The organism is Paracoccus aminophilus JCM 7686, assembly GCF_000444995.1.
In the GTDB taxonomy this organism is placed as follows: Bacteria; Pseudomonadota; Alphaproteobacteria; order Rhodobacterales; family Rhodobacteraceae; genus Paracoccus; species Paracoccus aminophilus.
Genome location: NC_022041.1, coordinates 1899424 through 1924056, shown reverse-complemented (window position 1 = coordinate 1924056; position 24633 = coordinate 1899424). Strand labels below are relative to the sequence as shown.

The 24633-nt window shown below is 63.2% G+C and carries 13 protein-coding genes, 1 tRNA gene and 1 pseudogene; 11 read left to right on the top strand and 4 right to left on the bottom strand.

All coding sequences use genetic code 11. The features are described 5' to 3' along the window. The first annotated feature begins 1 nt into the window (after position 1). From dxr to JCM7686_RS09345, 4 genes are all read left to right on the top strand, one after another. The gene (dxr, locus tag JCM7686_RS24860) at positions 2–1171 is read left to right on the top strand and encodes a 1-deoxy-D-xylulose-5-phosphate reductoisomerase (protein WP_020950616.1); all 1170 of its coding nucleotides are present in this window, start codon (positions 2–4) and stop codon (positions 1169–1171) included. A gap of 3 nt (positions 1172–1174) precedes the next feature. Beyond that, positions 1175–2497, top strand: coding sequence for an RIP metalloprotease RseP (rseP, locus tag JCM7686_RS09355; protein ID WP_020950615.1), 1323 nt, complete (start codon positions 1175–1177; stop codon positions 2495–2497). A gap of 93 nt (positions 2498–2590) precedes the next feature. After that, the gene (gene bamA, locus JCM7686_RS09350; protein WP_020950614.1) at positions 2591–4927 is read left to right on the top strand and encodes an outer membrane protein assembly factor BamA; all 2337 of its coding nucleotides are present in this window, start codon (positions 2591–2593) and stop codon (positions 4925–4927) included. Further along, the gene (locus JCM7686_RS09345; RefSeq protein ID WP_020950613.1) at positions 4927–5781 is read left to right on the top strand and encodes an OmpH family outer membrane protein; all 855 of its coding nucleotides are present in this window, start codon (positions 4927–4929) and stop codon (positions 5779–5781) included. The genes bamA and JCM7686_RS09345 overlap by 1 nt, the downstream gene beginning before the upstream one ends. A gap of 12 nt (positions 5782–5793) precedes the next feature. On the opposite strand, the gene JCM7686_RS09340 is transcribed toward JCM7686_RS09345, so the two are convergent. Beyond that, the gene (locus tag JCM7686_RS09340; RefSeq protein ID WP_041527252.1) at positions 5794–6741 is read right to left on the bottom strand and encodes a nucleoside hydrolase; all 948 of its coding nucleotides are present in this window, start codon (positions 6739–6741) and stop codon (positions 5794–5796) included. A gap of 73 nt (positions 6742–6814) precedes the next feature. Next, a complete protein-coding gene (locus JCM7686_RS09335) occupies positions 6815–9277 on the bottom strand; it encodes a penicillin acylase family protein (RefSeq protein ID WP_020950611.1) in 2463 nt (820 codons plus the stop codon). Between the two features lie 140 nt (positions 9278–9417). On the opposite strand from JCM7686_RS09335, the gene JCM7686_RS09330 reads away from it, so the two are divergent. The 3 genes from JCM7686_RS09330 (at position 9418) to JCM7686_RS09320 (ending at position 10911) form a co-directional block, all read left to right on the top strand. Next, a complete protein-coding gene (locus tag JCM7686_RS09330) occupies positions 9418–10284 on the top strand; it encodes an NAD(P)-dependent oxidoreductase (protein WP_020950610.1) in 867 nt (288 codons plus the stop codon). Between the two features lies 1 nt (position 10285). Then, positions 10286–10705: a cupin domain-containing protein gene (locus JCM7686_RS09325; protein WP_020950609.1), complete on the top strand. Its 420-nt coding sequence runs from the start codon at positions 10286–10288 to the stop codon at positions 10703–10705. Between the two features lie 130 nt (positions 10706–10835). Beyond that, a tRNA-Val gene (locus JCM7686_RS09320) sits at positions 10836–10911 on the top strand. 101 nt (positions 10912–11012) lie between these two features. Here the strand turns inward: JCM7686_RS09320 and JCM7686_RS24790 are convergent. After that, entirely contained in the window at positions 11013–11525 is a 513-nt protein-coding gene (locus JCM7686_RS24790; protein WP_162471791.1) for a hypothetical protein, read from the bottom strand. Next, positions 11420–12586, bottom strand: a pseudogene (locus JCM7686_RS23930) (IS3 family transposase). The gene JCM7686_RS24790 and the pseudogene JCM7686_RS23930 overlap by 106 nt, the downstream one beginning before the upstream one ends. Positions 12587–13192: 606 nt before the next feature. Here JCM7686_RS23930 and JCM7686_RS09300 point away from each other — a divergent pair. From JCM7686_RS09300 to JCM7686_RS09285, 4 genes are all read left to right on the top strand, one after another. Then, the gene (locus tag JCM7686_RS09300; protein WP_020950606.1) at positions 13193–13531 is read left to right on the top strand and encodes a PadR family transcriptional regulator; all 339 of its coding nucleotides are present in this window, start codon (positions 13193–13195) and stop codon (positions 13529–13531) included. 50 nt (positions 13532–13581) lie between these two features. Then, complete coding sequence (locus tag JCM7686_RS09295; protein ID WP_020950605.1) at positions 13582–14217, top strand: hypothetical protein; 636 nt, start codon at positions 13582–13584, stop codon at positions 14215–14217. Positions 14218–14463: 246 nt separating this feature from the next. Then, entirely contained in the window at positions 14464–20523 is a 6060-nt protein-coding gene (locus JCM7686_RS09290) for a type I polyketide synthase (protein ID WP_158442351.1), read from the top strand. Positions 20524–20608: 85 nt separating this feature from the next. Then, the gene (locus JCM7686_RS09285) at positions 20609–24625 is read left to right on the top strand and encodes a non-ribosomal peptide synthetase (RefSeq protein ID WP_158442350.1); all 4017 of its coding nucleotides are present in this window, start codon (positions 20609–20611) and stop codon (positions 24623–24625) included. Positions 24626–24633 lie beyond the last annotated feature (8 nt).

Below are 24633 nucleotides of genomic sequence, written 5' to 3'. Positions count from 1 at the left end.
CATGCGACGGATTTCTATTTTCGGCGCGACCGGTTCGGTCGGCGAAAGCGCGTTTGATCTGCTCATGCGGGCTGGCGGCGCCGAGGCCTATCACACGGTGGCGCTGACCGGAGGCCGCAATATCGCCCGGCTGGCCGAAATGGCGCGCGCGTTGCGCGCTGAGATCGCGCTGACCGCCTATCCCGAGCTCTTGCCCGAGCTGCGCGCCGCTTTGGCGGGCAGCGGGGTCGAGGCTGCCGCAGGGACAGAGGCGATCGCCGAGGCGGGCGCGCGGCCAAGCGACTGGGCGCTGTCGGCAATTGTCGGCGCGGCCGGGCTGCGGCCGGGGCTTGAGGTCATCAAGCGCGGCGGACTTCTTGCGCTGGCCAATAAGGAAACTTTGGTCGCTGCCGGTCAGCTGGTGCGGGATAGTGCCGCGGCAAGTGGGGCGCGTATCCTGCCGGTCGATTCCGAGCATTCTGCGATTTATCAATTGGTTGATGGTGAGAAGCTCGAATCTGTCGAGGCGATTACGATCACAGCCTCTGGTGGGGCCTTCCGCGATTGGCCTCTGGAAAAGCTCGCTTCTGCCTCCGTCGCCGAGGCCTCTTGCCATCCGAACTGGTCGATGGGCCAACGCATCACCATCGACAGCGCCAGCATGTTCAACAAGGCGCTGGAAGTGATTGAAGCGCGCGAGTTTTTCATGATCGCGCCAGAGCGGGTCAAGGTGCTGATCCATCCGCAGTCGATCATCCATGCCATGGTGTCCTTCCGTGACGGCGGCTCGGTCGCGCATCTTGGGATGCCCGACATGCGCCATGCGATCGGCTATGCGCTGAACTGGCCCGAGCGGCGGGATCTGCCGGTCGCGCGGCTTGATCTGGCCGAGCTGGGTGGGTTGAGCTTTCGCGCGCCCGATGAAATCCGCTGGCCCGCTTTGCGTCTTGCGCGCGAGGTCATGGCGGCGGGTGGCGCGGCGGGCGCGGTCTTTAACGCGGCGAAAGAGCAGGCGCTCGACGATTTTCTGGCCGGACATATCGGCTTCACCGGCATGGCCGAGGTGGTCGAAGAGACGCTCTCCCGCGCCAGCGCCCTGCCGGGCTTTGGCGAAAGCCCGCGCGATATCGAGGCGGTGATGGGCTGGGACGGCGAGGCGCGCCGTCTGGCCGCAGCAGGAAGGGAAGGCTGAGACATGGCAATTCTGACGGATCTCGGCAGCTTTGCCTGGACGATTCTGGCCTTCGTGACCGCTTTGTCGATCATCGTCGCCGTCCATGAATACGGCCATTACATCATTGGCCGAATCTCGGGCATCAAGGCCGAGGTCTTTTCGCTCGGCTTTGGGCCCAAGCTGATCTCGCGGCGCGACCGGCATGGCACGCTCTGGCAGGTCGCGGCGATTCCGCTTGGCGGCTATGTCCGCTTTCTTGGCGATGCCAATGCCGCCAGCGCGGGCGCCGGCACCGAGCTTGGGCCCGATGATCGCCGGCACTCGCTCTCTGGCGCGCCGCTTTGGGCGCGCTTTGCCACGGTCGCGGCCGGGCCGATCTTCAACTTCATCCTCTCGATCGTGGTCTTCGGCGCGATGGCGCTGTGGCAAGGTATCCCGGTCGAGCGCGTCGAGGTCGGCCGCATCGCCGATCTGCCCGAGGCTGTGGTCAACGAACTGCGGCCGGGCGATCAGATTCTGGCGCTGAACGGGCAGAAGGTCGCGAGCTGGAAAGATCTCGGCGCGGCGACCGAGGCGGCGCCGATTGCCGCCGTGCAGGATTGGACGGTTTTGCGCGACGGCCAGGAAGAGGTCGTGAAAGGGCCCGATCCGATGCCCGCCGTGGTTTCGGGGATCGCGCCGCGCAGTGCGGCGGCGACGGCTGGGCTGAAGCCCGGCGACGTGATCCTTGCGGTCGACGGCACGCCCGTGACCCGCTTCACTGATCTGCGCGACAAGGTCGGCGCGGCAGAGGGCAAGCCCGTGGTGCTTCAGGTCTGGCGCAAGGGCGCGGGGATCGCGGATTACACGCTTGCGGCACGCGAGCAGGATCTGCCGACGGCGACCGGATACGAGAAACGCTGGCTGATCGGCGTGACCGGCGGCAGTTTCTTCGAGCCCGCGACCCGTTCGGCCGGGCTTTTCGAGGCGGCCCGTCTGGGCGCTACCCAGACCTGGGGGATCATCGCATCGTCGGTCTCGGGGCTTTGGGCCACGGTCACCGGCCAGATCGGTAGCTGCAATATCGGCGGCGCGATCTCGATTGCCGAGACGACGGGGCAGGCGGCTTCGGCGGGGGGCGCGAATTTCATCTGGTGGATCGCGGTTCTGTCGACGGCGATCGGCTTTCTTAACCTGCTGCCGGTTCCCGTTCTGGATGGGGGACACCTGATGTTTTTCACCTATGAGGCGATTGCGGGACGCCCGGCATCGGATCGCGTGGTCAATGTGCTGACCTTCATCGGGCTGGCCATGGTGCTGTCGTTGATGATTTTTGGCCTCTCCAATGATCTTTTCTGCCGGTGAGAGCGCCTTCTCTTTGACAGTCCGGACCAATTAACTGTATCCATCGGCTCAAATCCGACCGATGAAATCGGCACAATCTGAATGAGGGCGGCCATGACGGATAACAGACTCGGCAAGAGCGCGATGGCGCTGATCTCGGCGCTCGCGATCGCCACGCCGGTGAGCATGGTTGCCTTTCCTGCCCATGCTTTTGTCTTCAACAGCATCAAGGTCGAAGGATCGCAGCGCATCGAAAGCGCGACGATCATGTCCTATGCCAAGCTGCCGCGCGGGCAGAATGTCTCGCCGGGCGAGCTGAATGCGGCGCTGCAGCGGCTGCAGGGCTCGGGTCTCTTCGAGACGGTCGAGCTGGTCCCGCAGGGCGGCACCTTGGTGATCCGGGTGCGCGAATTCCCGACGATCAACATCATCAACTTCGAAGGCAACAAGCGCATCAAGGACGAGCAGCTCGCCAAGGTCGTCAAAAGCCAGTCGCGCCACGTCTATTCGCCCTCGCAAGCCGAGGCCGATGCCGAGCTGATTTCGCAGATGTATGCCTCGCAAGGGCGTCTGGCCGCGCGCGTCGATGCCAAGATCATCCGTCGCGAGGGCAACCGCGTCGATCTGGTCTATGAGATCAAGGAAGGCGATGTCACCGAGATCCAGCGCATTGGCTTTGTCGGCAACCGCGCCTTTTCGGATTCGCGTCTGCGCAACGTCCTGCAGACCAAGCAGGCGGGCATCCTGCACCGCTTCATCACCCGCGATTCCTTCGCGCCTGAGCGCACCGCCGTCGATGAGAAGCTGCTGACCGATTTCTATCGCTCGCGCGGCTATGCCGATTTCAAGGTTCAGGCGATCTCGCCCGAGGTCGCGCGCGAGCGTGATGCCTTCTACATCACCTTCAATATCGAAGAAGGCCCGCGCTACACCTTCAACCGCATTGACACCGTCTCTGAGATCCCCGGTCTCGATGCCAGCGATTTCGCTGCGCAGAATCGCGTCAAGGCGGGCGAGGTCTATAACCCGACGATCATCGACACCTCGATCCGCCGGATGGAGGCGCTTGCGCTGAGAAAAGGGCTCGATTTCGTCAATATCGAGCCGCGCATCACCCGCAATCCGCGCAGCTCGACGCTGGATTTGACCTTTGCCCTGACCCGCGGTCCGCGCGTCTTCGTCGAGCGCATCGACATCGAGGGCAACACGACAACGCTCGATCAGGTGGTGCGTCGCGAATTCACCTCGGTCGAAGGCGACCCCTTCAACCCGCGCGAGATTCGCAATGCCGCAGAGCGCATCCGCGCCTTGGGCTATTTCGCCGATGCACAGGTCGAGAGCCGTCAGGGCACCTCGCCCGATCAGGTCATCGTTGACGTCAACGTCGAAGAGCAGCCGACCGGCAGCCTGAACTTCGGCGCGAGCTATGGCGTCAGCTCGGGCGTGGGCTTCAACTTCTCGCTCTCCGAGCAGAACTTCCTCGGCCGTGGTCAGCAGGTCAGCCTGTCCTTCGCGACCGGGCGGGGCACGCGCTCCTCGGGCCTGACCTTCGTCGAGCCCTATCTCTTCGGGCGCGATCTCAAGGGCCGCTTCCAGGTCTGGTATAACACGACCAACCGCTTCAACTCGGATTACGACACCCGCACCGTCGGCGCGCTTGCCGGTCTGGAGTTCCCGGTCTCGGAAAACGGCCGGCTCGAACTGCGCTACAAGATCAGCAAGGACACGCTGTCCGGCGTCGAGCCGATCCATGTCAATCCCGAGACGGGCCAACTCGTCGGCTCGTCGCCGATCCTCTATCTCGATCAGGGCGGCTATCTCAGCTCGTCGGTCGGCTATACCTATACCTATGACAGCCGGATCGTCGGACTTGACCCGCTCACCCGCTACAAACTGGCCTTCAGCCAGGATTTCGCGGGGCTTGGCGGCGATATCAAATCGGTGACCACCGCGCTTTATAGCGGGATCGAAAGCAACGCCTGGCGCGAAGAAATCACCCTGCGTGCTGAATTCGAAGCGGGCGCGATCCATATGCTCAACGATATGGGCAGCCGCCGCTTCGACCGCTATTCGGGCAACAGCAAGATCCGGGGTTTCGAGCCGAATGGCATCGGCCCGCGCGATCTGAACGCGCCGAACCAGGACGCTCTGGGCGGCAACTTCTTCTGGGCTTTGCGCACCGAAGCGCAATTCCCGCTTGGCCTGCCGGAAGAATATGGCATCAGCGGCGGTCTCTTTGCCGATGTGGGCTCGGTCTGGGGGCTGGATAACACGCTTGGCGCGCAAAACATCCGGGTCGATGACAAGATGCATCTGCGCGCTGCGGTCGGCGCGTCGCTCTTCTGGACGACCCCGATCGGTCCGCTTCGCTTCAACCTGTCTAAAGCGGTGAAGAAAGAGGATTACGACAAGGCGCAGAACTTCGACCTGACGATCTCGACGAAGTTCTGATGCGCGGGTTTGGGGCGGCGCTTCTGGTGGTTCTGGGCGCAGCGGCTTCTGTCGCGGCGCAAGAGACCGGGGCGCCGGCGCAGCTGCCGCCACCCGCTGACAGCTCCGAGGTGATTGCGCCTCCGGCTGCGGACCAGTCTGGCGTGGGTCAGCCGCCCTTCCAGACCATGGTGGTGCCGCGCGGCGAGGATATGGCGCATCTGCCGATCATGACGATCGATCAGGATGAACTCTTCCTCAATTCGGCCTGGGGCCGACGCGCGCAGGCCGATCTCGAAACCCGCGGCCAGACTTTGGCGCGAGAAAACGATGAGCTTGCCGAGCAGTTTTCCAACGAAGAGCGCGAGCTCGCCGAGCTGCGCAAGACCCTGCCTGCCGAGGAATTCCGCAAGCGCGCTGACGAATTCGACAAGCGCGTGGTCCAGATCCGGCGCGAGCGGGATGCCAAGGTCCGTGAATTGCAGCATAGCGCCGAGACCGAGCGCGGCGCGTTCTTTCAGGTCGCGCGTCCCATCTTGGCCAAGCTGATGGAAGAGCGTGGCGCGGTTGCCGTGCTCGATCAGCGGATGCTGTTCGCCTCAGCCGATTCGATTGATGTCACCGCCGATCTGATCGCCCGGGTCGATGCCGAGGCCGGTGCAGGCCCCTTCGAGGGCGTGCCCGAGGAGCAGCCCGCAAAAATCGACCATTCCGCGGATGACGCAAAGCCCGTGCCAAGCACTGGTGACAGTTCCGCGCATGATGGTGCTACGCATGATGGTGCTGAAAATGGCAGCGCCACGCATGGCGGTGCCGGGCATGGGCAGGGTGCGAGCGAAGCGCCCGGAACTGTCCCCGCGCAGCCCGCCCCCTGATCGGCACCCCGCCTAGGGGTTTTCGGAATCCAGCAGCGTCAGGCGATCGGTCAGCAATTCGTAGAAGCGGTCCCGGTCGATGTCGCGGATGAAATTCGCATTGGCCGGACGCCCGGTGACGCGCCACCAATCGGCAACCGTCATGCCACTGGTGAACTCGCCCTGCGTCTCGATCACGACATTGATGAAGCGGCCCGCGAAGAAATCCGGACGCAGCAGATAACCGATGGTGCAGGGATCATGCAGCGGCGCGCCTTTGCTGCCGTATTTCTCTTTATCGTAACGCTCGAAGAAATCGGTCCAGCTCGCGACCGCCTGTCCGAGCCGACCGAGTTTTCTCATGCCCTCGATCCAGTCGCGGCTGGTCAGCGCCTTATGGGTGACATCCAGCGGCAGCACGGTCAGCGGCGCGCCTGATTTGAAGACGAGATCGGCGGCCTCGGGATCGACATAGATGTTGAACTCGGCGGTCGGGGTTATATTGCCGACCTCGAAATAGGCGCCGCCCATCAGGACGATTTCCTGCACGCGATCGACGATCTCGGGCGCACGCGCGAAGGCGGTGGCGATATTCGTCAAAGGGCCGATTGGCACCAGCGTGACCGTGCCCGGCGCTTCGCGGCGCAGGGTCTCGATCAGGAAATCGACAGCGTGCTGGGGCTGAAGCGCCATCTGCGGCTCGGGCAGCTCGACGCCGTCGAGCCCGCTTTTGCCATGGACCTCTTCGGCGGTGACAAGCGGGCGCTTGAGCGGGCGATCACAGCCCGCATAGACCGGCAGATCGGCACGCCCGGCGAGCTCGCAGATCTTGAGCGCATTGCGGGCGGTCAGGGCGAGGGGGACATTGCCTGCGACGATGCTCAGACCCAGAACCTCAAGCTCGGGGCTGGCAAGGGCCAGAAGGATGGCCACGGCATCGTCCTGGCCGGGATCGGTGTCGATGATGATCTTGCGCGCCATGCGGCTCTCCCTTGTGATCTCGGGCAAAGCTAAACGCGAAGGGCGCGCAGAGGCAAGCGCGGCCCGCCGCCACTCAGCGCGGCGCGGGCTCCAGCCGGGTGACGCCGACGGCCGCCGCGCGGGCGAGCGCCGGATCAAGCGACATGCCGACATATTCGCCCCGCCGCCACAGCTCGGCCATATCGTCGTAATGGCGCGAGAGCGGATGGCCCGATTGCCCGGTCGAGATCACGAAGACCGAGCTGTCGGGATCGGCGAGATCATAGACGCCGCGATAGGCCGCGCCGGTCACGTTCATCCACGGATTGGGGCCGGTGCCGCGCATCGAGGCCCGCGCCACCGTCGAATCGTCGCCCGAGGTCGGCTGGATCAGGTTGACGACATAGGACAGCCCGCGCAGATCGCCGAGCGCCGGATGGACATGGCGCGCGCGGTGGACATCGCCCCAGCGCCAGCTGCGCACATCGGGGCCAAAGCGCGCGGTCAGATCAAAGATCGCCTGATCGAGCGCCTGACGCGCGATGGTCGGGCAGGTCACCGTTGCGGTCGATTGACGGATGTCGCACCAGGCCGAGGCGCCGTTCACGTCGCGGAAGACCCGCTCGATGAAATCGGGATAGAGATGGGTGAAATCATCGGCCATCGGCCCCAGATCGTCGCGGATCAGCCGGTCCTGCAATTGGCGCATCCAAGCGGAATAGATCAGCGGCTCGGGCAGGTATTCGTTCATCGACCCGTCCCAATTGGCAAGCAGGCTGAGCGCATCCTGACGCTGACGCTCCGGCGTGCCGGGCGCGGCGGGCTCGCCCGAATACCACAGATCGGCGGCGATGAGCGGCAGCAGATCGCGGGCCAGCGGGCTGACCATGTCATTCTGGGCGGCGATGAAACTGTCGCGGGAATGGACCTCGCGGCTGTCGATGAGCAGGTTCAGCCGCGAGAGCCGCCGGTCGTCGATGCCGTCATAGCCAAGCGGATGGCCATGAGCGATGACCGGGCCCGCGCCAGTGGTGGCGACAATGCCCTTTTCGGGGTTGAGATCGGTCAGCTCGGCGGGGGCGGGCTCTGTGCCCTGCCAGCGGTTGGCGAGATCCCAGCCCGGCGTCGGCATCCGGCCAAGCGTGGCATGGGTCGCGGGCCGCTTCGGGATCGCGCCGGCGAGGGTCTGGCCGATGCCGTCGCGATCGGCGAGCGTATAAGTCAGGGCAGGGGCGACAACGCCCTGCAAGGTCGCTGCGGCCTCGCTGCGGGTCTTGGCATGCATCAGCCCGACCAGCGCGCTCATCGTCGTGTCGCCGACCTGTCCGCCGGTCCAGCTCAGCGCCGCGACATGGCCGGGCGGCAGGATCGAGGCAATGCCGAAATGGCCGCCGGGAATGACCGGGCCATTGGCGGTATCGCGCAGAGTGATGACCTGATCCTTCTGATCCTTGACGCGGATGACCTCGTTGCGGGTCGCGAAATCGGTCCAGCCCGCGTCACCGCGATAGCGGCTCGCCTCGCCGGGCTGGACCTCTTCGATGAAGAGGTCCTGGTCGTCGATCTGGGCAGGCGTCAGCCCCCAGGCCATCGCGCCATTGCGCCCCGAGAGGATCGCGGGGATCCCCGGGATGGTGCCGCCGATCACGCCGCCGGACTGCAGCTCAAGCCGCGCGAGATACCACAGCCCCGGCGCGGTCAGCGCGAATTGCGGGTCATTTGCCAGCAACGCGCCTGCGCCCGCCGTGCGCGCGCTCGAGGCCGCCCAGCCATTCGCGCTGGCGCCCGAGGCAGGCGCCATGAAGCCCGCAAGCCCCGTCACCCAATCATAGGGCGGCAAGGCGCGCTCGGGCGGCATCAGCTTCGCGCCGGGAAAGAGCGAGGCATAGGTCGGTATGGCGGGCTCATAGGGCGCGGCGAGAAGCTCTTGGCCGCGCTTGGGCTCGGTCAAGGACAGCCGGGCGCGCATGACCTCGCGGCGCAATTGCACGGTCGAGGTCGCGGCCAGAAGCTTGAGGATCGCCAGAGAATCGGCGGGCTCCCAATAAGAGATGTCATCGGGATAGAGGAAAAACTCGGGCGCGCCCCGGCCGCGCGCGCCAAGGTTGACCTGCTCGATCCAGGCATTGACCCCGGCGGCATAGGCCTCAAGCGCCTCTTTCGTGGCGGGGTCCTGCGCCGCGACCGAGGCGACCGCATTGCGGTAAAGGCCCAGACGCCGGGCCAGATCATCCGAGGCAAAGGCACCCGCGCCATAGATCTCCGAGAGGCGGCCTTGCGCGGCGCGGCGCAGCACCGTCATCTGGAACAGGCGATCCTGCGCATGGGCAAGCCCAAGCGCGAAGAAGACATCATGATCGCTTTGCCCGAAGATATGGGGGACATCTTCGGTCGTGCGCACGATCTCGACCGGCTGGGCGATTCCCGCGACCTCATAGCTGCCGTTGTAATCGGGCAGCGAGCGGATCGCGAAATACCAGGCCAGAAGCACGAGCACGATTCCGACAACCATCAGGCCCACGGTGAGGCGCACCATCCAGCGGAAAAGGGTCAGCATGGGTCTGGGGCATCCTGCTTCTGTGGCGCGAGAGGTTGACCCTGCCGCCCGTCGATGGAAATCATCGCGCTTGATAGGACAGGGCGCGCGACAGATCAACGCGCCAGAGATAAAGAACGCGTAAAGGAATCGAGGACAATATGGCTCGTGTGGCATTTCTGGGACTGGGCGTGATGGGCTTTCCGATGGCGGGCCATCTCGCAGCCAAGGGACATGAGGTCACGGTCTGGAACCGGACCGCCGCCAAAGCCGAGGCTTGGGTCGCGCAACACGGCGGCAAAAGCGCCGCAACCGCCCGGGAAGCCGCCGAGGGCGCGGATTTCGTGATGAGCTGCGTCGGCAATGACGACGATCTGCGTCAGGTCTGTCTGGGCGAAAACGGCGCTTTTGCGGGTATGAAGGCCGGGGCGATCTATGTCGATCACACCACGGTTTCGGCGCAGGTGACGCGCGAACTTTCGGAAATCGCCGCGGAAAAGGGGATCGGCTTTGTCGATGCGCCGGTCTCGGGCGGGCAGGCGGGGGCCGAAAACGGCGTCTTGTCGGTGATGTGCGGCGGCGCGAGTGATGATTATGCCAAGGCCGAGCCGGTGATTGCCGCTTACGCCCGCATCTGCCGCCTGCTCGGGCCCTCGGGCGCGGGCCAGCTCACCAAGATGTGCAACCAGATCGCGATTGCCGGGCTGGTGCAGGGCCTGTCGGAATCGCTCCATTTTGCCGAAAAGGCGGGGCTGTCGATCCCCGAGGTCGTCGAGGTGATTTCTCAGGGCGCGGCGGGCAGCTGGCAGATGGCGAACCGCTTCCAGACCATGGACGAGAATCGCTTTGATTTCGGTTTCGCGGTGGATTGGATGCGCAAGGATCTGGGCATCTGCCTCGAGGCCGCCGATGCCAATGGCGCGAGCCTGCCGGTCACGGCGCTGGTCGATCAGTTCTACAAAGAGGTGCAGAAAATGGGCGGCGGGCGTTGGGACACCTCGTCCCTGATCGCGCGCCTGCGTCGCTAAGATGAGCGCGCCGCTTCTCTACAGCAATGTGACCCCGATGCGCGGCGAGGCCGCCGCGCAATGGTTTATCACCACATTCGCCGTGAATGGCTGGAGCGGCGCCTGGCGCGGCCCGATCGACGAGGCGCCGCATTATCATCTCAACAGCCACAAGGTGCTGGGGATCTTCGAAGGCGAGGCTGATCTGCAATTTGGCGGCCCGGGCGGGCAGGTTCTGCGCGTCCGGGCGGGCGATGTCGTGGTGATCGCGGCGGGTCTCGCCCATGCGATGATCGCGGCCTCGGATCCCTTCGAGGCGATTGGCGCGACGCCGGGCGGCCTGCGCCCGGATCTGCATTACGGCGGCGGCGCCCCCGCTCCGGCACCGCTGCGGCCGCGCGCGGATCCGGTGCTCGGCCCGGGACGCGGCTTCGTCGCGTGATGAGATCACCGCGCTGAGATCACCGCGCTGAGGGGCAGGGCGTCGGCCCCTGTCTGCGATCCGCCTCTCGGATAAGTCCGTTTGTGCGCTTGCCAAAGCCCCCCACGCCAGTCTATGTGCTGTCGCAGGCGGGCGGTTAGCTCAGTTGGTAGAGCGCTTCGTTTACACCGAAGATGTCGGGGGTTCGAGTCCCTCACCGCCCACCATTTCATCAGTAAAGTTCAATAAAATTAGATAGTTACGCCGAGCGATGGTTGGGCGTTGTGCCAATTTTTCCACCACTCGGAATCGCTAAACAAACCACAATCTAAGCAACTTCCGATGTGATCTCTTTGATTGCGACGCGCTCAAGTTCCTTGAGAAAGTCTGGCATCGTCTTCACCCTGACCAGCGTTTCGCCGAAATAGTCGCCGAGTTCGTATCCTTCACTCTGCGTATCCATGAGCTTTTCAAATGCCGTAACAAATGAGTCGGATGCAAAGAGCCTGCCTTGGGCGAGAAGATTGGTTGCGGTGCCAATCGCTTGAGTGGCGAGCCCCACATAGCGCTTCCCCTCTGTGTCCTCCTGCCCGCCCATATCGAACCAGAAGTCTGCGGAGCGGAAGTCCCCAAGCGCTTCGTAGACCTTTGAGATTACGCCTCGATACAACTCAAGGCGACGGTCAAAAATTTTGTCCTGCTGATCAGCCCCACCTGAGTGGTCCAGTTTGAAAGTTAGTGCATGACTGGCGTTTGGTCCATTGGAACGATGGTTTCGGGGGCCGGTGGGCGATAGCCCAATGCGCTGTGTGGTCGTTTCGTGTTGTAATGCTTCCTTCACTGTTCGATCAGGATCTGTGCCTCGCGGAGGCTGTAGAAGATCTCCCCGTTCAGCATTTCATCGCGAAAGCGGGCATTGAGGCTTTCGCAATAGCCATTCTCCCAAGGCGATCCGGGCTCGATATAAGCCGCTTTCGCCCCGACGACGCTGATCCAGTCCCGAACGGCCACGGCAATGAACTCCGGGCCGTTGTCGGAACGGATGAAGGCTGGCACTCCTCGAATGATGAACAGGTCGGTCAGCGCATCGATCACATCTGTCGAGCTCAGCCTGCGCCGCACCCTGATCGTCAGGCATTCACGGCTGAACTCGTCCAGGATGTTCAGCGTCCGGAACACCTTACCGTCATCGGTGCGGCAATGAACGAAATCGTAAGACCAGACATGATCCTGATGTTCGGGCCGCAGCCGAACACAGGATCCGTCATTCAGCCACAATCGCCCTTTCTTCGGTTGCTTCATTGGCACCTTCAGCCCCTCTCGCCGCCATAGCCGCTCGACCCGCTTGTCGTTCACCTGCCATCCTGCATTCCGCAACAGAGCTGCAATCCGGCGATAACCTGAGCTGCCATATTGCCGGGCCAGCGCGATCATGTCGGCGACTAGGCGATCTTCATCAACCCGCCCTCGCGGCAACTTGCGTTGAGTCGAACGATGTTGGCGCAGCACTTGGCAGGCTCGACGCTCGGAAACGCTTGGGCTCACTGCGAACATGGTCAATGCAGGCCCGGCGACGAGCGGGGCTCAGAAGGTTCCCCTGGCGGCCTCCGTCAAGATCAGCTTGTCCAGCGTCATGTCGGACACGGCACGCCGGAGCCGCTCATTCTCCTGCTGGAGCCGCTTCAGTTCCTTCAACTGATCCACACCCATCCCACCGTTCGCCGTCGGGCTCGGACCAGTGGCGCCTTCAACGGCTCACTGCTTCCGCCAGCGGTAATAGGTCTGTTCGACGACACCGATCCGCCCGATCGCATCAAGGCGCGACAGGCCTTGTCCCATCAGGACCTCAACCTGCCGCAGTTTCGACACAATCTCTTCCGGCTTCGGTCGCTTGTTTGCCATTCTCTATCCTCCGTTTCCTAATCATAACGGCAGACCACTTCATGGGGGGAGGATCAACTGGCTCTGCGAAGCTCTTGCGGTTTCGCGGTCCGGCTTTCATGCGTGCTGCCCACGAAATCTCCAGCGGCGCACTTACCAAGGACGGCATCGAACGGCCTTCATTCCGATGCGACACCAGCCACTTGGGGAGCTTTCCTTGCGCGATGGCAATCGGGCCAAGGAGGGCCTGATTCGTACCTGCGCCCAGGCGCAAGATGCCGCAGAGCAGACTTCTTTTGATGCCCTCAGCGAAATTCCGCGCGTCGAACCGAGTCGTTCGGCATTTCTTGGCCGATATCGTGGCGAGTTTGCGTTTTGCTTTTCACCCGGGTTTGGAAGGCCAGTTCACCTATGACGTGCGCGCTGAACGCCGAACCGAGCGAAGTCCTTGGGGAATTCTTCTGCTACGCTGTTATCGTCACAACTTCCAAGTGCCGATGCACTCGACTGGTCTGACATCTCCCATACATAATGAGGCTATACATAGGAAGGCAGCCTACATAGAACAGTTGCATAACTACCTATAACTTCTCACGGCCAGTTGGCCCAATAACCGGAGATGGCGATTTGAACCCCGAGATGCTCAAGGGACATCTAGACACCATTGTTCTGTCGGTGATCGACACCGGCGCAGGCTATGGTTACGCCATTATAAAAGAGATTAGCCGTCGCAGTCAGAACATGCTCGATCTGCCTGGAGGCACTATTTATCCGACCTTGCATCGGCTTGAGAATAACGGGCTTATCGCCAGCTCTTGGGAGCAGGCGCCGAGCGGACGCAAGCGGCGTATCTATGCGTTGACCGATGCAGGCAAAACACAGCTGAGGGAAAGATGCGATCATTGGAAGACTTTCGTGGCAGCTATCGACCTGCTGCTGTTCGAACCGGTGAAGTCGAAGATCTGATCGAGCGCTATACCTCCGAAATCATCGAAGGTAGCTACGCTGGCCCTCTGATGGCGGATCGTCTGCGGGCCGAGATCATCGACCACCTGAGCGAAGCGCTCGAGGAGGCAGCTGACGAAGGCGCCGACCCCGAGTTTTGCTTGCGGCAGGTTCTCGCCGAATTCGGCGCGACCGATGCGCTTGCCCGTGACTACCGAGAGGTCGTTGCCGAGTTCAAATGGCGCAACTTGCGCTGGACTGTGGTCGGCGGCATTGGCCTGACCTTCCTTGCGATGCGGCTCCGCCCGCTGATCCTAGAGCCGGGCTGGCGCGAAGATCTGGTCGCATCGACTTGGGGCAAGGGTCTTTTGTTCGTGGACCGCTATGCTTTCCTGATTGCGGTCCTTGTGGTTCTCGGCGGGCTGATTGTGGACCGGATGCGTCGTTTGCCGGGAATTTCCGCGCCGCGCGTGTCCAAAAGCACCGCCTCGCGCGTGCTGTTCATGTCGGCGATGCCCGCCATCATGGTGCTGATGTCCGCACTTGCCGGGATCGGAGCCTTTCTGTCGACGAGCTTGATGAAGGGCTCGTTCCATTTGCTCGGGGTCGAGGCGTTTGGGGTGTTCGCACTGCTGGCGCTTTGTCTGGTCTTGACGATGAATCTCGTCACTTTGATGCGGATTTGCCGTCCGATCATGCGGGCCTGACCCCTCCAACCCCTTAAGATCGGCCTGCCTTGACGGCGGGCCCCCATGTCGGCGCCGGAGCGGCTTTGCTTTCTCCGCACGATAGAAATCACCTTGAAGGAACCTTTTTTGGCCGTGGCAAGTGACTTGCCCCGGATGACCTCACACGTCCCATAACCAGTTTGCGAGATTGAAATGTGTGATTTTGAAGAAAACCCGATTGAGCGGGAGGACACCGCTCGCCCTAAATCTACTGCAACTGAACCTTTGGCCATTGTTGGCATGGGCTGCCGCTTCCCCGGCGGCGTTGAGAGCCCCGAAGATTTCTGGACGCTGATGGCCGAAGGCCGCGACGGGATCGTTGAAATCCCCGCCGATCGTCTGGATCTGCAAAAATTCTACGATGTCCGTCCCGAAGCGCCCGGCAAGATCTACGTTCGCCACGGTGGCTTTCTGAACCAGCCGATTGATGCGTTCGATGCCGAGTATTTCGGCATGTCGCCACGTGAGGCTGCCTATCTCGACCCGCAGCAGCGCCTGTTGTTGGAGGTGGCCCATGAGGCGCTGGAGGATGCGGGCATCCCCGCCGAGACCATCGCCGGCAGCAATACCGGCGTCTTCATCGGCGGCTTCATGGTTGACGGCATGCTGACCCAGTTCAGCCCGCTTGGCCGTCACCAGATCGGGCAGCACACGGCAGTGAGCTCGACCCTGACGATCCTGTCGAACCGCCTTTCATATCTGCTCGATTTGCATGGCCCCAGCTTCACACTGGACACGGCTTGCTCGTCCTCGCTGGTTGCGATGCATCAGGCCTGTCAAGCGATCCGGAGCGGCGAATGTGACCTTGCGCTGATTGGCGGCGTCAATGTCATCTTCCGCCCGGAAACGCTGATTGCGATGTGCAAAGGCGGCTTCCTGTCCCGCGATGGTCGTTCGAAAAGCTTTGATGCACGCGCCGACGGCTATGGCCGGGGCGAAGGCGCAGGCGTGGTCGTGGTCAAGCGGCTTAGCGCCGCGTTGGCCGATGGCGACCGCATTCATGCCGTGATCCGAGGCAGCGGCGTCAATCAGGACGGCCGCACCGATGGTATCACCGTCCCGAATGGCGAAGCGCAGGCCGATCTGATCCGCCAGGTGCTGGAGCGAAACGACTGCGCCCCTGAGACGGTCACCTATGTCGAGGCGCATGGCACCGGCACCGCCGTTGGCGATCCGATCGAATTGAAGGCTTTGGCCTCGGTTTTTGGTATGCCGGATCAGCCGCGTCTGGTCGGCTCGGTAAAGGCAAATATCGGGCATCTTGAGGCGGCGGCAGGGATCGCAGCGGTCATCAAGACCGCTTTGTGCCTGCGTCGTGGTCAGGTGCCGCCGGTCGCCAATCTCGATCAGGTGAACCCGGCTTTGCAGCTTGACGATTGGGGCCTGTCGCTGCCCCGCGAGCTGCAACCTTTCCCGACCCGCGCCGATGGTCAACCCGGCCGCGCTGCGATCAACTCCTTCGGCTATGGCGGCACCAACGCGCATCTTATTCTCGAGTGCGCCACTGAAGCCGAACCGCTGAACGACACGACCCATGATCGCGCACAGATTCTGGCGCTCTCGGCCCGTTCGGCAGATGCGCTGAAGGCGCTGGCCGAGGCCAGCATCGCCCGACTGGAGGGGATGAGCGCGCAGGATTTCACCGATTATTGTTTCTCGGCCGCCGCGCGACGTAGTGCCTATGAGCATCGTCTGGCCGTGGTCGCGAACAACGCCGAAGCCGCTCAAACCTCGCTGCGAAACTTCCTTGAAGGCCGTGGCGATCCCGCTCTGATCCAGGGGCAGACCAGCCGCAAGGACGCGTCCCCGGCCTTCGTCTTTACCGGCATGGGCCCCCAATGGTGGGCGATGGGCCGCGAGCTTTACCAGCAAGAGCCGATCTTTCGCGACTTCGCCGACCGGGTCGATGCCATCTTTACCAAGCTTGCCGGTTGGTCGGTGCTGGCGGAAATGCTGAAGCCGCAGGACCAGTCCATCGTCACCCGCACCCATGTCGCCCAGCCTGCAAACTTCATCGTGCAGGGCGGTCTCTTCCATCTGCTGCAAAGCTGGGGCGTCGAACCGGGCGCACTCGTTGGCCATAGCGTGGGCGAGGTCAGCTCTGCCTATGCGGCGGGCGTTCTTGGGCTTGAGGATGCGGTTCGCGTGTCCTGGCTGCGCAGCAAGCTGCAGGCGACCAAGGCGGGAGAGGGCGGCATGCTGGCCGTAGGCCTGGGCGCGCTCGACGTATTGCCCTATCTTTCGGGGCGCGAGGATCTGGTCTCGATCGGGGCCGATAACGGCCCCCGCACGATCACGCTGGCAGGCGATGTCGATGCCTTGGCCGAGATTGCGGATGAACTGACCGACGACGGCGTATTCAACCGCAAGCTGCAGGTCGAGACGGCCTATCACAGCCCGATCATGGATCCGCTTCTGGCTCCGCTCGACGAAGGTCTGCGCGACCTGCAGCCGCAAGTGCCGGTCATCCCGCTGTATTCGACCGTCACGTCGCTTCCGGCCGAAGGGGATGATTATGGCAGCGCCTACTGGTGCCGCAATATCCGCGATAGCGTGCGCTTCTCGGAAACGGTGCAGGAACTGGTCAATGACGGGTTCGAGTGCTTCCTCGAGGTCGGGCCGCATCCGGTTCTGTCCTCTGCGTTGCGCGAATGTCTGACGGATGCCAATGTTGACGGCGTTCTGGCTGCCACCTTGCGCCGTGAACAACCCGAGGTGATCCAGATCCTGCGCGGTATCGCGAATCTGTATGTGCAAGGCGTGCGCATCGATTGGCAGCGCTTCAATGCCGACCGCCCACACCGTTTCGTGGCTCTGCCCAGCTATCCGTGGCAGCGCCGTCAGCTGTGGAATGAAAGTGCCATTGCCCGCGACGACCGTCTTGGTCGCGCGGATGAAGCGCGCCTGCTGGGCCGCCGCTTGGCCGTGCCTCAACCTCTGTGGCGGTCCGAGTTCAACCGCAATCGCCTTGCCTATATCTTGGAGCATCAGGTCGAAGACAGCGTGGTCATGCCCGGTGCGGCCTATTGCGAGATTGCACTGCAACTGGCCGAGGAGCTGGGCGATGGCCGTGCCCTGCACTTAAGCAACCTGCGCTTCGATCAGGCCCTGATCGTGGCTGAAGGCGATGAGATCGCGATGATGACGCGGTTCGATCCCGATACGCGGATCTTCTCGATCCACAGCACCGCGACGATTGAAGCGGAAAGCTGGACGCGTCACGCCGAAGGCCGCATGTCGCAGATCGAACCGGCCGAGACCGTGAAGTTCGATCTGGCCGCGCTTTCCAAGCGTTGCGACCGCCGGATGTCCCCCGCCGCCCATTACGAGGCGATGACGGCGCGCGGTCTGCAATATGGCCCTGCCTTCCAGTCAGTCACAGGAATCGCGACCTCGGGCGAGAGGGAGGTTCTGGCGCAGATCACCGCGCAAGGTGTCGATGTGTCTGAAGCGATCCTTTATCCGACGCTGCTCGACGGCTGTTTCCAGGCGCTGATCTCGGCCCTGCCGACCGATGGCAAACCCGCCACCTATGTGCCGACGCGCATCAAGGACTTCACGGTCCATCAGCGGCCCGGCGCATCATTCACTTGCTATGGCAAGGTCACGGCGTGGGAAGGCCTCACCATGACCGCCGACCTTTGGCTGCTGGCTGACGACGGCTCTGTTCTTGCGGAATTGCGCGGCATCACCGCCCGCCGTCTTGGGGCCGAAGATCGTGGCCTGCCGGCCTCCATCGACGCGAATGCCTTGATGGTGCGTTTCGAATGCGTCGAACAGCTGCTGGCCGATGCAGCCGTGCGCAGCAACCCTGCACCTCTGTCGCCCATTGCCATTCTGTCGGGCGGCAGCGCGCTTGGCGCGTCATTGTCCGAAGCACTCGAGGCCAAGGGGCTCGACGTCCACCTGATCGCCCATGATGCGTTCGCCGCCGACGGCTTTCGTCAAATCGTCGATCTCCGCGGGCTCGAAGCTCTTGCGAGTGACCCGACAGGACAGAGGCGAGCCGAGGCGAGCCTTGGCTTGCTGCACGCGATCCCGCAGGATGGCGTAACGCGCTGCCTGACCGTGGTTGCCCGCCATGATCCCGAGGCGCCGCAATCGGCAACGCTTGGCAATGCTGCGCAATTCGGTTTGCTGCGGGTCGCGGCGAATGAATATGCCGACCTTGACCTGCGCATGATTCAGATCGGAGGCGAGGCGCTGCCTGCGCTTTTGGCCGAGATCATGGCTCAGAGCGACGAAGATGATATCGTTCTGACCGACGACACTCGCGTTGTCCGCCGCCTCAACCGCGTCGATAGTGCAGCCCTTGGGCAAGAGGCATCTGCCCGCCGTCCCGGTGGCCCGATCCCCGAAGCACAGGCCGAGATAGAGGTTCTGGCCGCAACCAGCGAAGCTCCGGTTGATGTGCTGGGGCTCGTCACCTCGGGGCAGCTGTCGGGCAAGCGCATCCTGGCGCGCCTGCCTTCCGATACCGCGCCGCAGCGCTTCGTGCGTCTGCCACAGGCTGGACTGCTGGAACTGCCGACGCTGGCGTTGGAGGACGAGGCTCAATTAGGCCTGCTGCCCCTGTCGCTGGCCCATTCGATCCTGAAGCTGGCCGATCTCCAACCAAGCACGAAACTGGGCTTGCTGGTCACTGATCCGCGCATGGCGGGGGCTTTGGCCTCGGTCGGCGAGATGATCGGGGCACGGGTCGCTATGATCACGTCGCGCCACGACATCCCGGTCGAGGGCTTCGACATGATTTGTGTCGACACCATGTCGGAACTGACCGAGCTGCTGCTGGAACATCTGATCGATTTCGGGACGGCGGTTCATATCGGTCGCCCCTTGGGTCCGCTTCAGGCTCCGACCAAGAACCGGCGCGACCTGTTCATCGCGGCGCTCGATTTGCTCAACCGCGCACCGGCCCGTCTGTGCCAAAGCCTTGATGAAATCGTCGCAGCCGTTCAGGCCCGCGAGTTGACGGCCGGGCTCAAGCCCGAGCTGCGCCGATTTGCCGAAGGGCAGGGCGAGGTTGCGAAGGCGGCAGCGGTTTCGACCTCGGTCGCGGCTCCGCAGATCAACGGGACGGGTGCCTATCTGGTCACCGGGGGGTTCGGCGGCTTCGGTTTCGAGATCGCGAAATGGCTGGCGCGGAACGGCGCGGGTCACGTCATCCTGGCCGGTCGCAAGGGGATCGACACCGAAGGCGCGCTGGACATGATTGCCGAGCTACGCCGCTTGGGTGCCAGCACCATGGCGATGACAATGGATGTCGGCGATGAAGCGTCGGTCGCGACGGGGATGCGCCTGATCGCAGGGCAGGACCAGCCACTGCGGGGGGTCTTCCATGCGGCGGGCGTGCTGGACGATGCGCCGGTCTATCTGTTGACGCCTGAGCAGCTTGATCGGGTGATGAAGCCAAAAGCGCTTGGCGCATGGAACCTGCATCAGGCGACCAGAGAGCTCCCGCTTGACTGCTTTGTGGTGATCTCGTCCATCGCGGCGCTGCTCGGCAGCCCCGGACAGGGGGCCTATGTGGCCGCGAACAGCTTCCTTGACGCGCTGGTCCAGCACCGTCGGCGTCAGGGTCTGCCGGGGATCGGGATCAACCTTGGCGCTTTGGCCGAGGTCGGCATGGCCGCCAAGCACGAAGGGGTCGAGAAGCACTTCGCCCGTGTCGGTGTAGGCTCGCTGCGCCCCGAGGAAGCGATCGGGATGCTGGGCTATATCCTGCGCGAGAACCCGGTGAACATGGCCGCTGCCTCGATGGATTACGCGCTATGGGGCAATACCTACGCCAAATGGGCCGGGTCGCCGCGCTACCGCCACTTGATGCCCGAACGGGCCGAAGATGGCGGAGACGGAGCAGGTCTCTCGCTGGCGGCGCTGTCGCCCGACGAGCGGCGTCAGAAGGTGACGGCGACGTTGACCGAACTCGTCGCATCCATCCTTCGCCTGCCTGCCGATGGTGTCGATACCGGGAAATCGCTTCTGGCGATGGGGGTGGACTCGCTGATGGCGATGGAGTTGCAGCTTGGGATCGACCGTCAGCTTGGCCTGAAAATCCCGACGCTGGAATTGATGAAGGGGATCGCCCTGCGCGCCCTTTGCACCACCATCGCCGAGCGTCTGGCCGGTGATCCGACCGACGATGCGCCCCAACCCGCAGCGGCCCCGGCCCCGGCGCCTCGCAAGCAGGATATCGGCGAGTTGCTGTCGCGGCTCGACACCCTCAGCGCGGAGGAAATCGAACAGGCCATAGCCGAATTCGGCACCCTCGAAGGGAGCAATTAAGATGAATGTGAATATTCAAAATCCCGAACTTGAAGCCCGTCGCGTGGCTTTGGCGAAACTTCTGGCCTCCCAAGGACGTCAGAGCATGACAGAGCATCCGGTCTCGCGCGGGCAGCAGGCGTTATGGTTTTTGCACGAATCTGCCCCCGAAAGCTCCGCCTATACCATCGTTTTCGCCCTGCGCATCCGCGGCGCGCTGGACAAGCCCGCGCTGCAACGCGCCCTTCAGAAGCTGGTCGATCGTCACCAACAGCTGCGCACGACCTTCCACATGCTGGATGACGGAAGACTGGTGCAGCGCACGCATGGCTATCGCGATGTGGTCCTGGCCGAGGCCGCGGCGGATGAGACCGGCCTTGAAGCAACGATGCTGGCGGCGGTCGCGAAACCCTTTGATCTGGCGCAAGGCCCGCTTTTCCGTCCCGAGCTGTTCCAGCTTGGCGCCGAGGATCACGTCTTGCTGCTGTCTGTCCATCACATCGTCCATGACGGCTGGTCACTTTGGCTGGTGATGGACGAATTGCGCCAAGCCTATCAGGCCGAAACCACGCGCGCCGATATCGGTTGGGACGCCCTTCCGATGAGCTATATCGACCACATCACGACACAAGAAGCGCTGATTTCCGGCTCCGAAGGCGCGCGTCTGGCCGAGTTCTGGGAAAGCCGTCTGACGGCAGTACAGGGGACGCTGGACCTGCCTTTGGATCACCCGCGCCCGCCGATCCGCTCGGGCGGGGGGGCCGCGCATCGCTTCGCATTGGATGCGGCGAGCTCTGCGGCACTGGGGAAACTGGCGCGTGATCTTGGGACGACCAGCTTTTCCTTGCTGCTGGGTGCCTATCAGATCCTGCTTGCCCGCTATACCGGACAAACGACCATCCCGATCGGCACACGCTCGGCCGGTCGCCGCGACGGGCACTCGGCGGGTGTCGTCGGTTACTTCGTGAACCCGGTCGTTGTCGTCGGTCAGGTTGATCGCGACGTCAAAGCCGCCGACTTCCTGCGGGCGACCCATGCAGAGGTTCTGGAGGTTCTGGCCCATGATGATCTGCCCTTCCCGACAATTGTAGAGAAGCTGCAGGTCAAGCGTGACCCGAGCACCACGCCGCTGTTTCAGGCCTCGTTCGTTCTGCAAAAGGCGCAGCGTTCCGGTGGCGCCATGGAGCTGATGGCGGGTCGTGCCGATTGGGCTGGGCTATCAGCAGAGTATGTCGACATCCCCCAGCAAGTCGGCCAGTTCGATCTGGACCTTGAGATGTTCGAGGTTGGCGAGACCTTCCGCGGCGTTGTAAAATACGACACCGCACTGTTTGAAGCAGACACGATCACGCGCCTGGCCGAGAACTTTGTGACGCTGTTGCAAGGGCTTGCAGCGGATGCGGACCGCGCGATCGACGATCTGCCGGTCGTCAGCCCAAGCTCGCTCGATCTGATCGCGCAGTTCAGCGCTCCGGTTGCCCCGGCGGTAAAAGCGACCCGCTGCGTTCATGAGGCGTTCGAAGCGCAGGCGGCGACAACCCCCGATGCCGTTGCACTGGTCTGTGACGGCGAGATGATGAGTTATGCTGATCTGAACCGTCGCGCGAACCGGCTGGCGCATCTTCTCATCGCCAAGGGCGTGAAGCCCGGAGATTTGGTCGGCCTGTGCTCGGACCGCAACTTCAACATTCTGGTCGGTATCCTTGGCATCCTGAAAGCGGGGGCGGCCTATCTGCCGCTTGACCCGTCACTGCCCGAGGATCGCGTCAACTACATCATCGGCGACAGCGCCGCCGCGATTATCGTCCATCAGCCAGAACAGCGCGCGACGGTCGAGAATGCGGGTGCGGAACGTGTCGAGCTGATCGATGCCGATGTCGCAGGCGACTGGCCGGACCAGAACCCGCAAGGGCTGGCCGATCTGAAGAGCCGCATCTACGTCATGTATACTTCGGGGACGACGGGGCGACCGAAGGGCGTGCAGTTGACGCATGAAAACGTCGCGCGGTTGTTTCTGAACACCGACCATTGGTATCGCTTCGCGGCGGATGACGTCTGGTGCCTGTTCCATTCGTTTGCCTTCGACGTCTCAGTCTGGGAGATGTGGGGCGCGCTGACCCACGGCGGCAAGCTGGTGATCGTGCCTTATCTGGTCTCTCGCTCGCCCGCGCTGTTCGTCGATCTGGTCCGCGATCAGGGCGTGACGATCCTGAACCAAAGCCCTTCGGCTTTCAAACTGTTCGTGACCGAGGAAGGCGCCCGCGCGCAGCCCGAAAGCTTCGCGATCCGTGCCATCGTCTTCGCGGGGGAACCACTGGATCTGAAAAGCCTGATGCCTTGGGTCGCGCGGCATGGCGACGACAAAGCGCTGCTGGTGAATATGTATGGGATCACCGAAACCACGGTCCATGCGTCCTATCGCATCACCAAGGCCGCGGACCTTGAGCGTAGCCGCAGCCAGATCGGTGTTGCGATCCCTGACCTCCGGCTGGACCTGCTGGATCACCGTCTGTGCCCCGTGCCGATCGGCGTCACCGGGGAAATCCATGTCAGCGGGCCGGGCCTCGCACTTGGCTATCTGGGCCGCCCCGACCTGACCGCCGAGAAATTCGTGACCGGCACGGATGGGAGGCAATATTACAAATCCAGCGATCTTGCCCGCTACACCTCCACCGGCGACATCGAATATCTGGGCCGCAACGACAAACAGGTGAAAATTCGCGGTTTCCGCATCGAACTGGGTGAGATCGAGGGCGCGCTGTGCCGTCATGTCTCGGTTCAGACGGCCGTGGCGGTAACTCAGGATCACCCCCAGCTGGGCCGCCGGATTGTCACCTATGTCGTGACGAAAAACGGCTCGCCCATGTCCGAGGCCGATCTGCGCCATCATCTGGCGCAGGCGCTGCCCGATTACATGATGCCCTCGGCCTTCATGCAGATCGATGCGGTGCCGCTGAACGGGAACGGCAAGGTGAACCACGCTCTGCTGCCCGAGCCTGTCATCGTCCGCGAGGATGAAGAGCTGGTCCCGGCCCGCAACGAGACCGAGCGCCGCCTCATCGCGATCTGGCAAGAGGTGCTCGGGACCGAGGCGGTCGGTATCCGTGACGATTTCTTCCGGCTTGGCGGGCATTCGTTGCTGGCAGTGCATCTGATGTCGGAAATCGGCGCGGCCTTCGGGAAAAAGCTACCGACCGCGACCCTGTTTCGCAACCCGACCGTCGCCCAACTGGCCGAGCAATTGGGGCAGGGCGAGGCGCAATGGTCGCCGGTCGTTCCGATGAATGCGGGCGGCGTGGAATTGCCTGCACTCTTCTGCATCGCGGGTGGTGGCGGGAGCACGCTGTATTATCAAGGCATTGCCTCGCATCTCGACGGGCAGGTGCGTTTCATCGGCCTGCAACTGCGGGGGACCGACGGGATGCTGCCGCCCCATGAAACGGTCGAAGATGCGGCGCAGGAAATGGTCGCCTCCATCCGCCAGATCCAGCCCGAAGGCCCCTATCTTCTGGCTGGTCATTGCTTCGGTGCTCTGGTGGCCTATGAGGCCGCACGCTTGCTGGAGGCCTCGGGCCATACTGTTGCCCGCGTCGTCGTCATGGACGCCCCGGCGCCTCTGACAAAAGGCAGCGAGCTGAACCGGATCGAGGGACGCGCGCCTGATAATGCGGATTGGCTGGCCAAGATCGCGGAGATCCTTGCCGACAGTGCCGAGGTCTCCATGACGCTGGCCGCCGCCGATCTCCGCACCGCCAAAGATGCCGAGGGACATGCCGCCCAGAGCCTCGCCGATGCGGGCCTGCTTCCGGCCGCGGCGGCGCGCGATCTGCTGACGGGCTTTGTCAATGTCTTCAAAGCGAATTCCCGCGTCCAATTCCAGACAGATCAGCGTGTGGCGGCCCCGATCTCGGTCATTCGCGCAGCGGATTTCCACGTCGATTACGATTACTCGGTGGCGGATGACGCGGGCGTGCCCGTGACCCATTCGACGCTTGGCTGGCGCAACCTCAGCCATGCCGACTGCGAGGTGGCCTGGGTCCCCGGCAACCACCTGACCATGCTTTCCCCCAAGAACAGCGGTGCTGTCAGCACTGAGCTAGCCACCATCCTCGGGCGGAAATGATCCCCCTT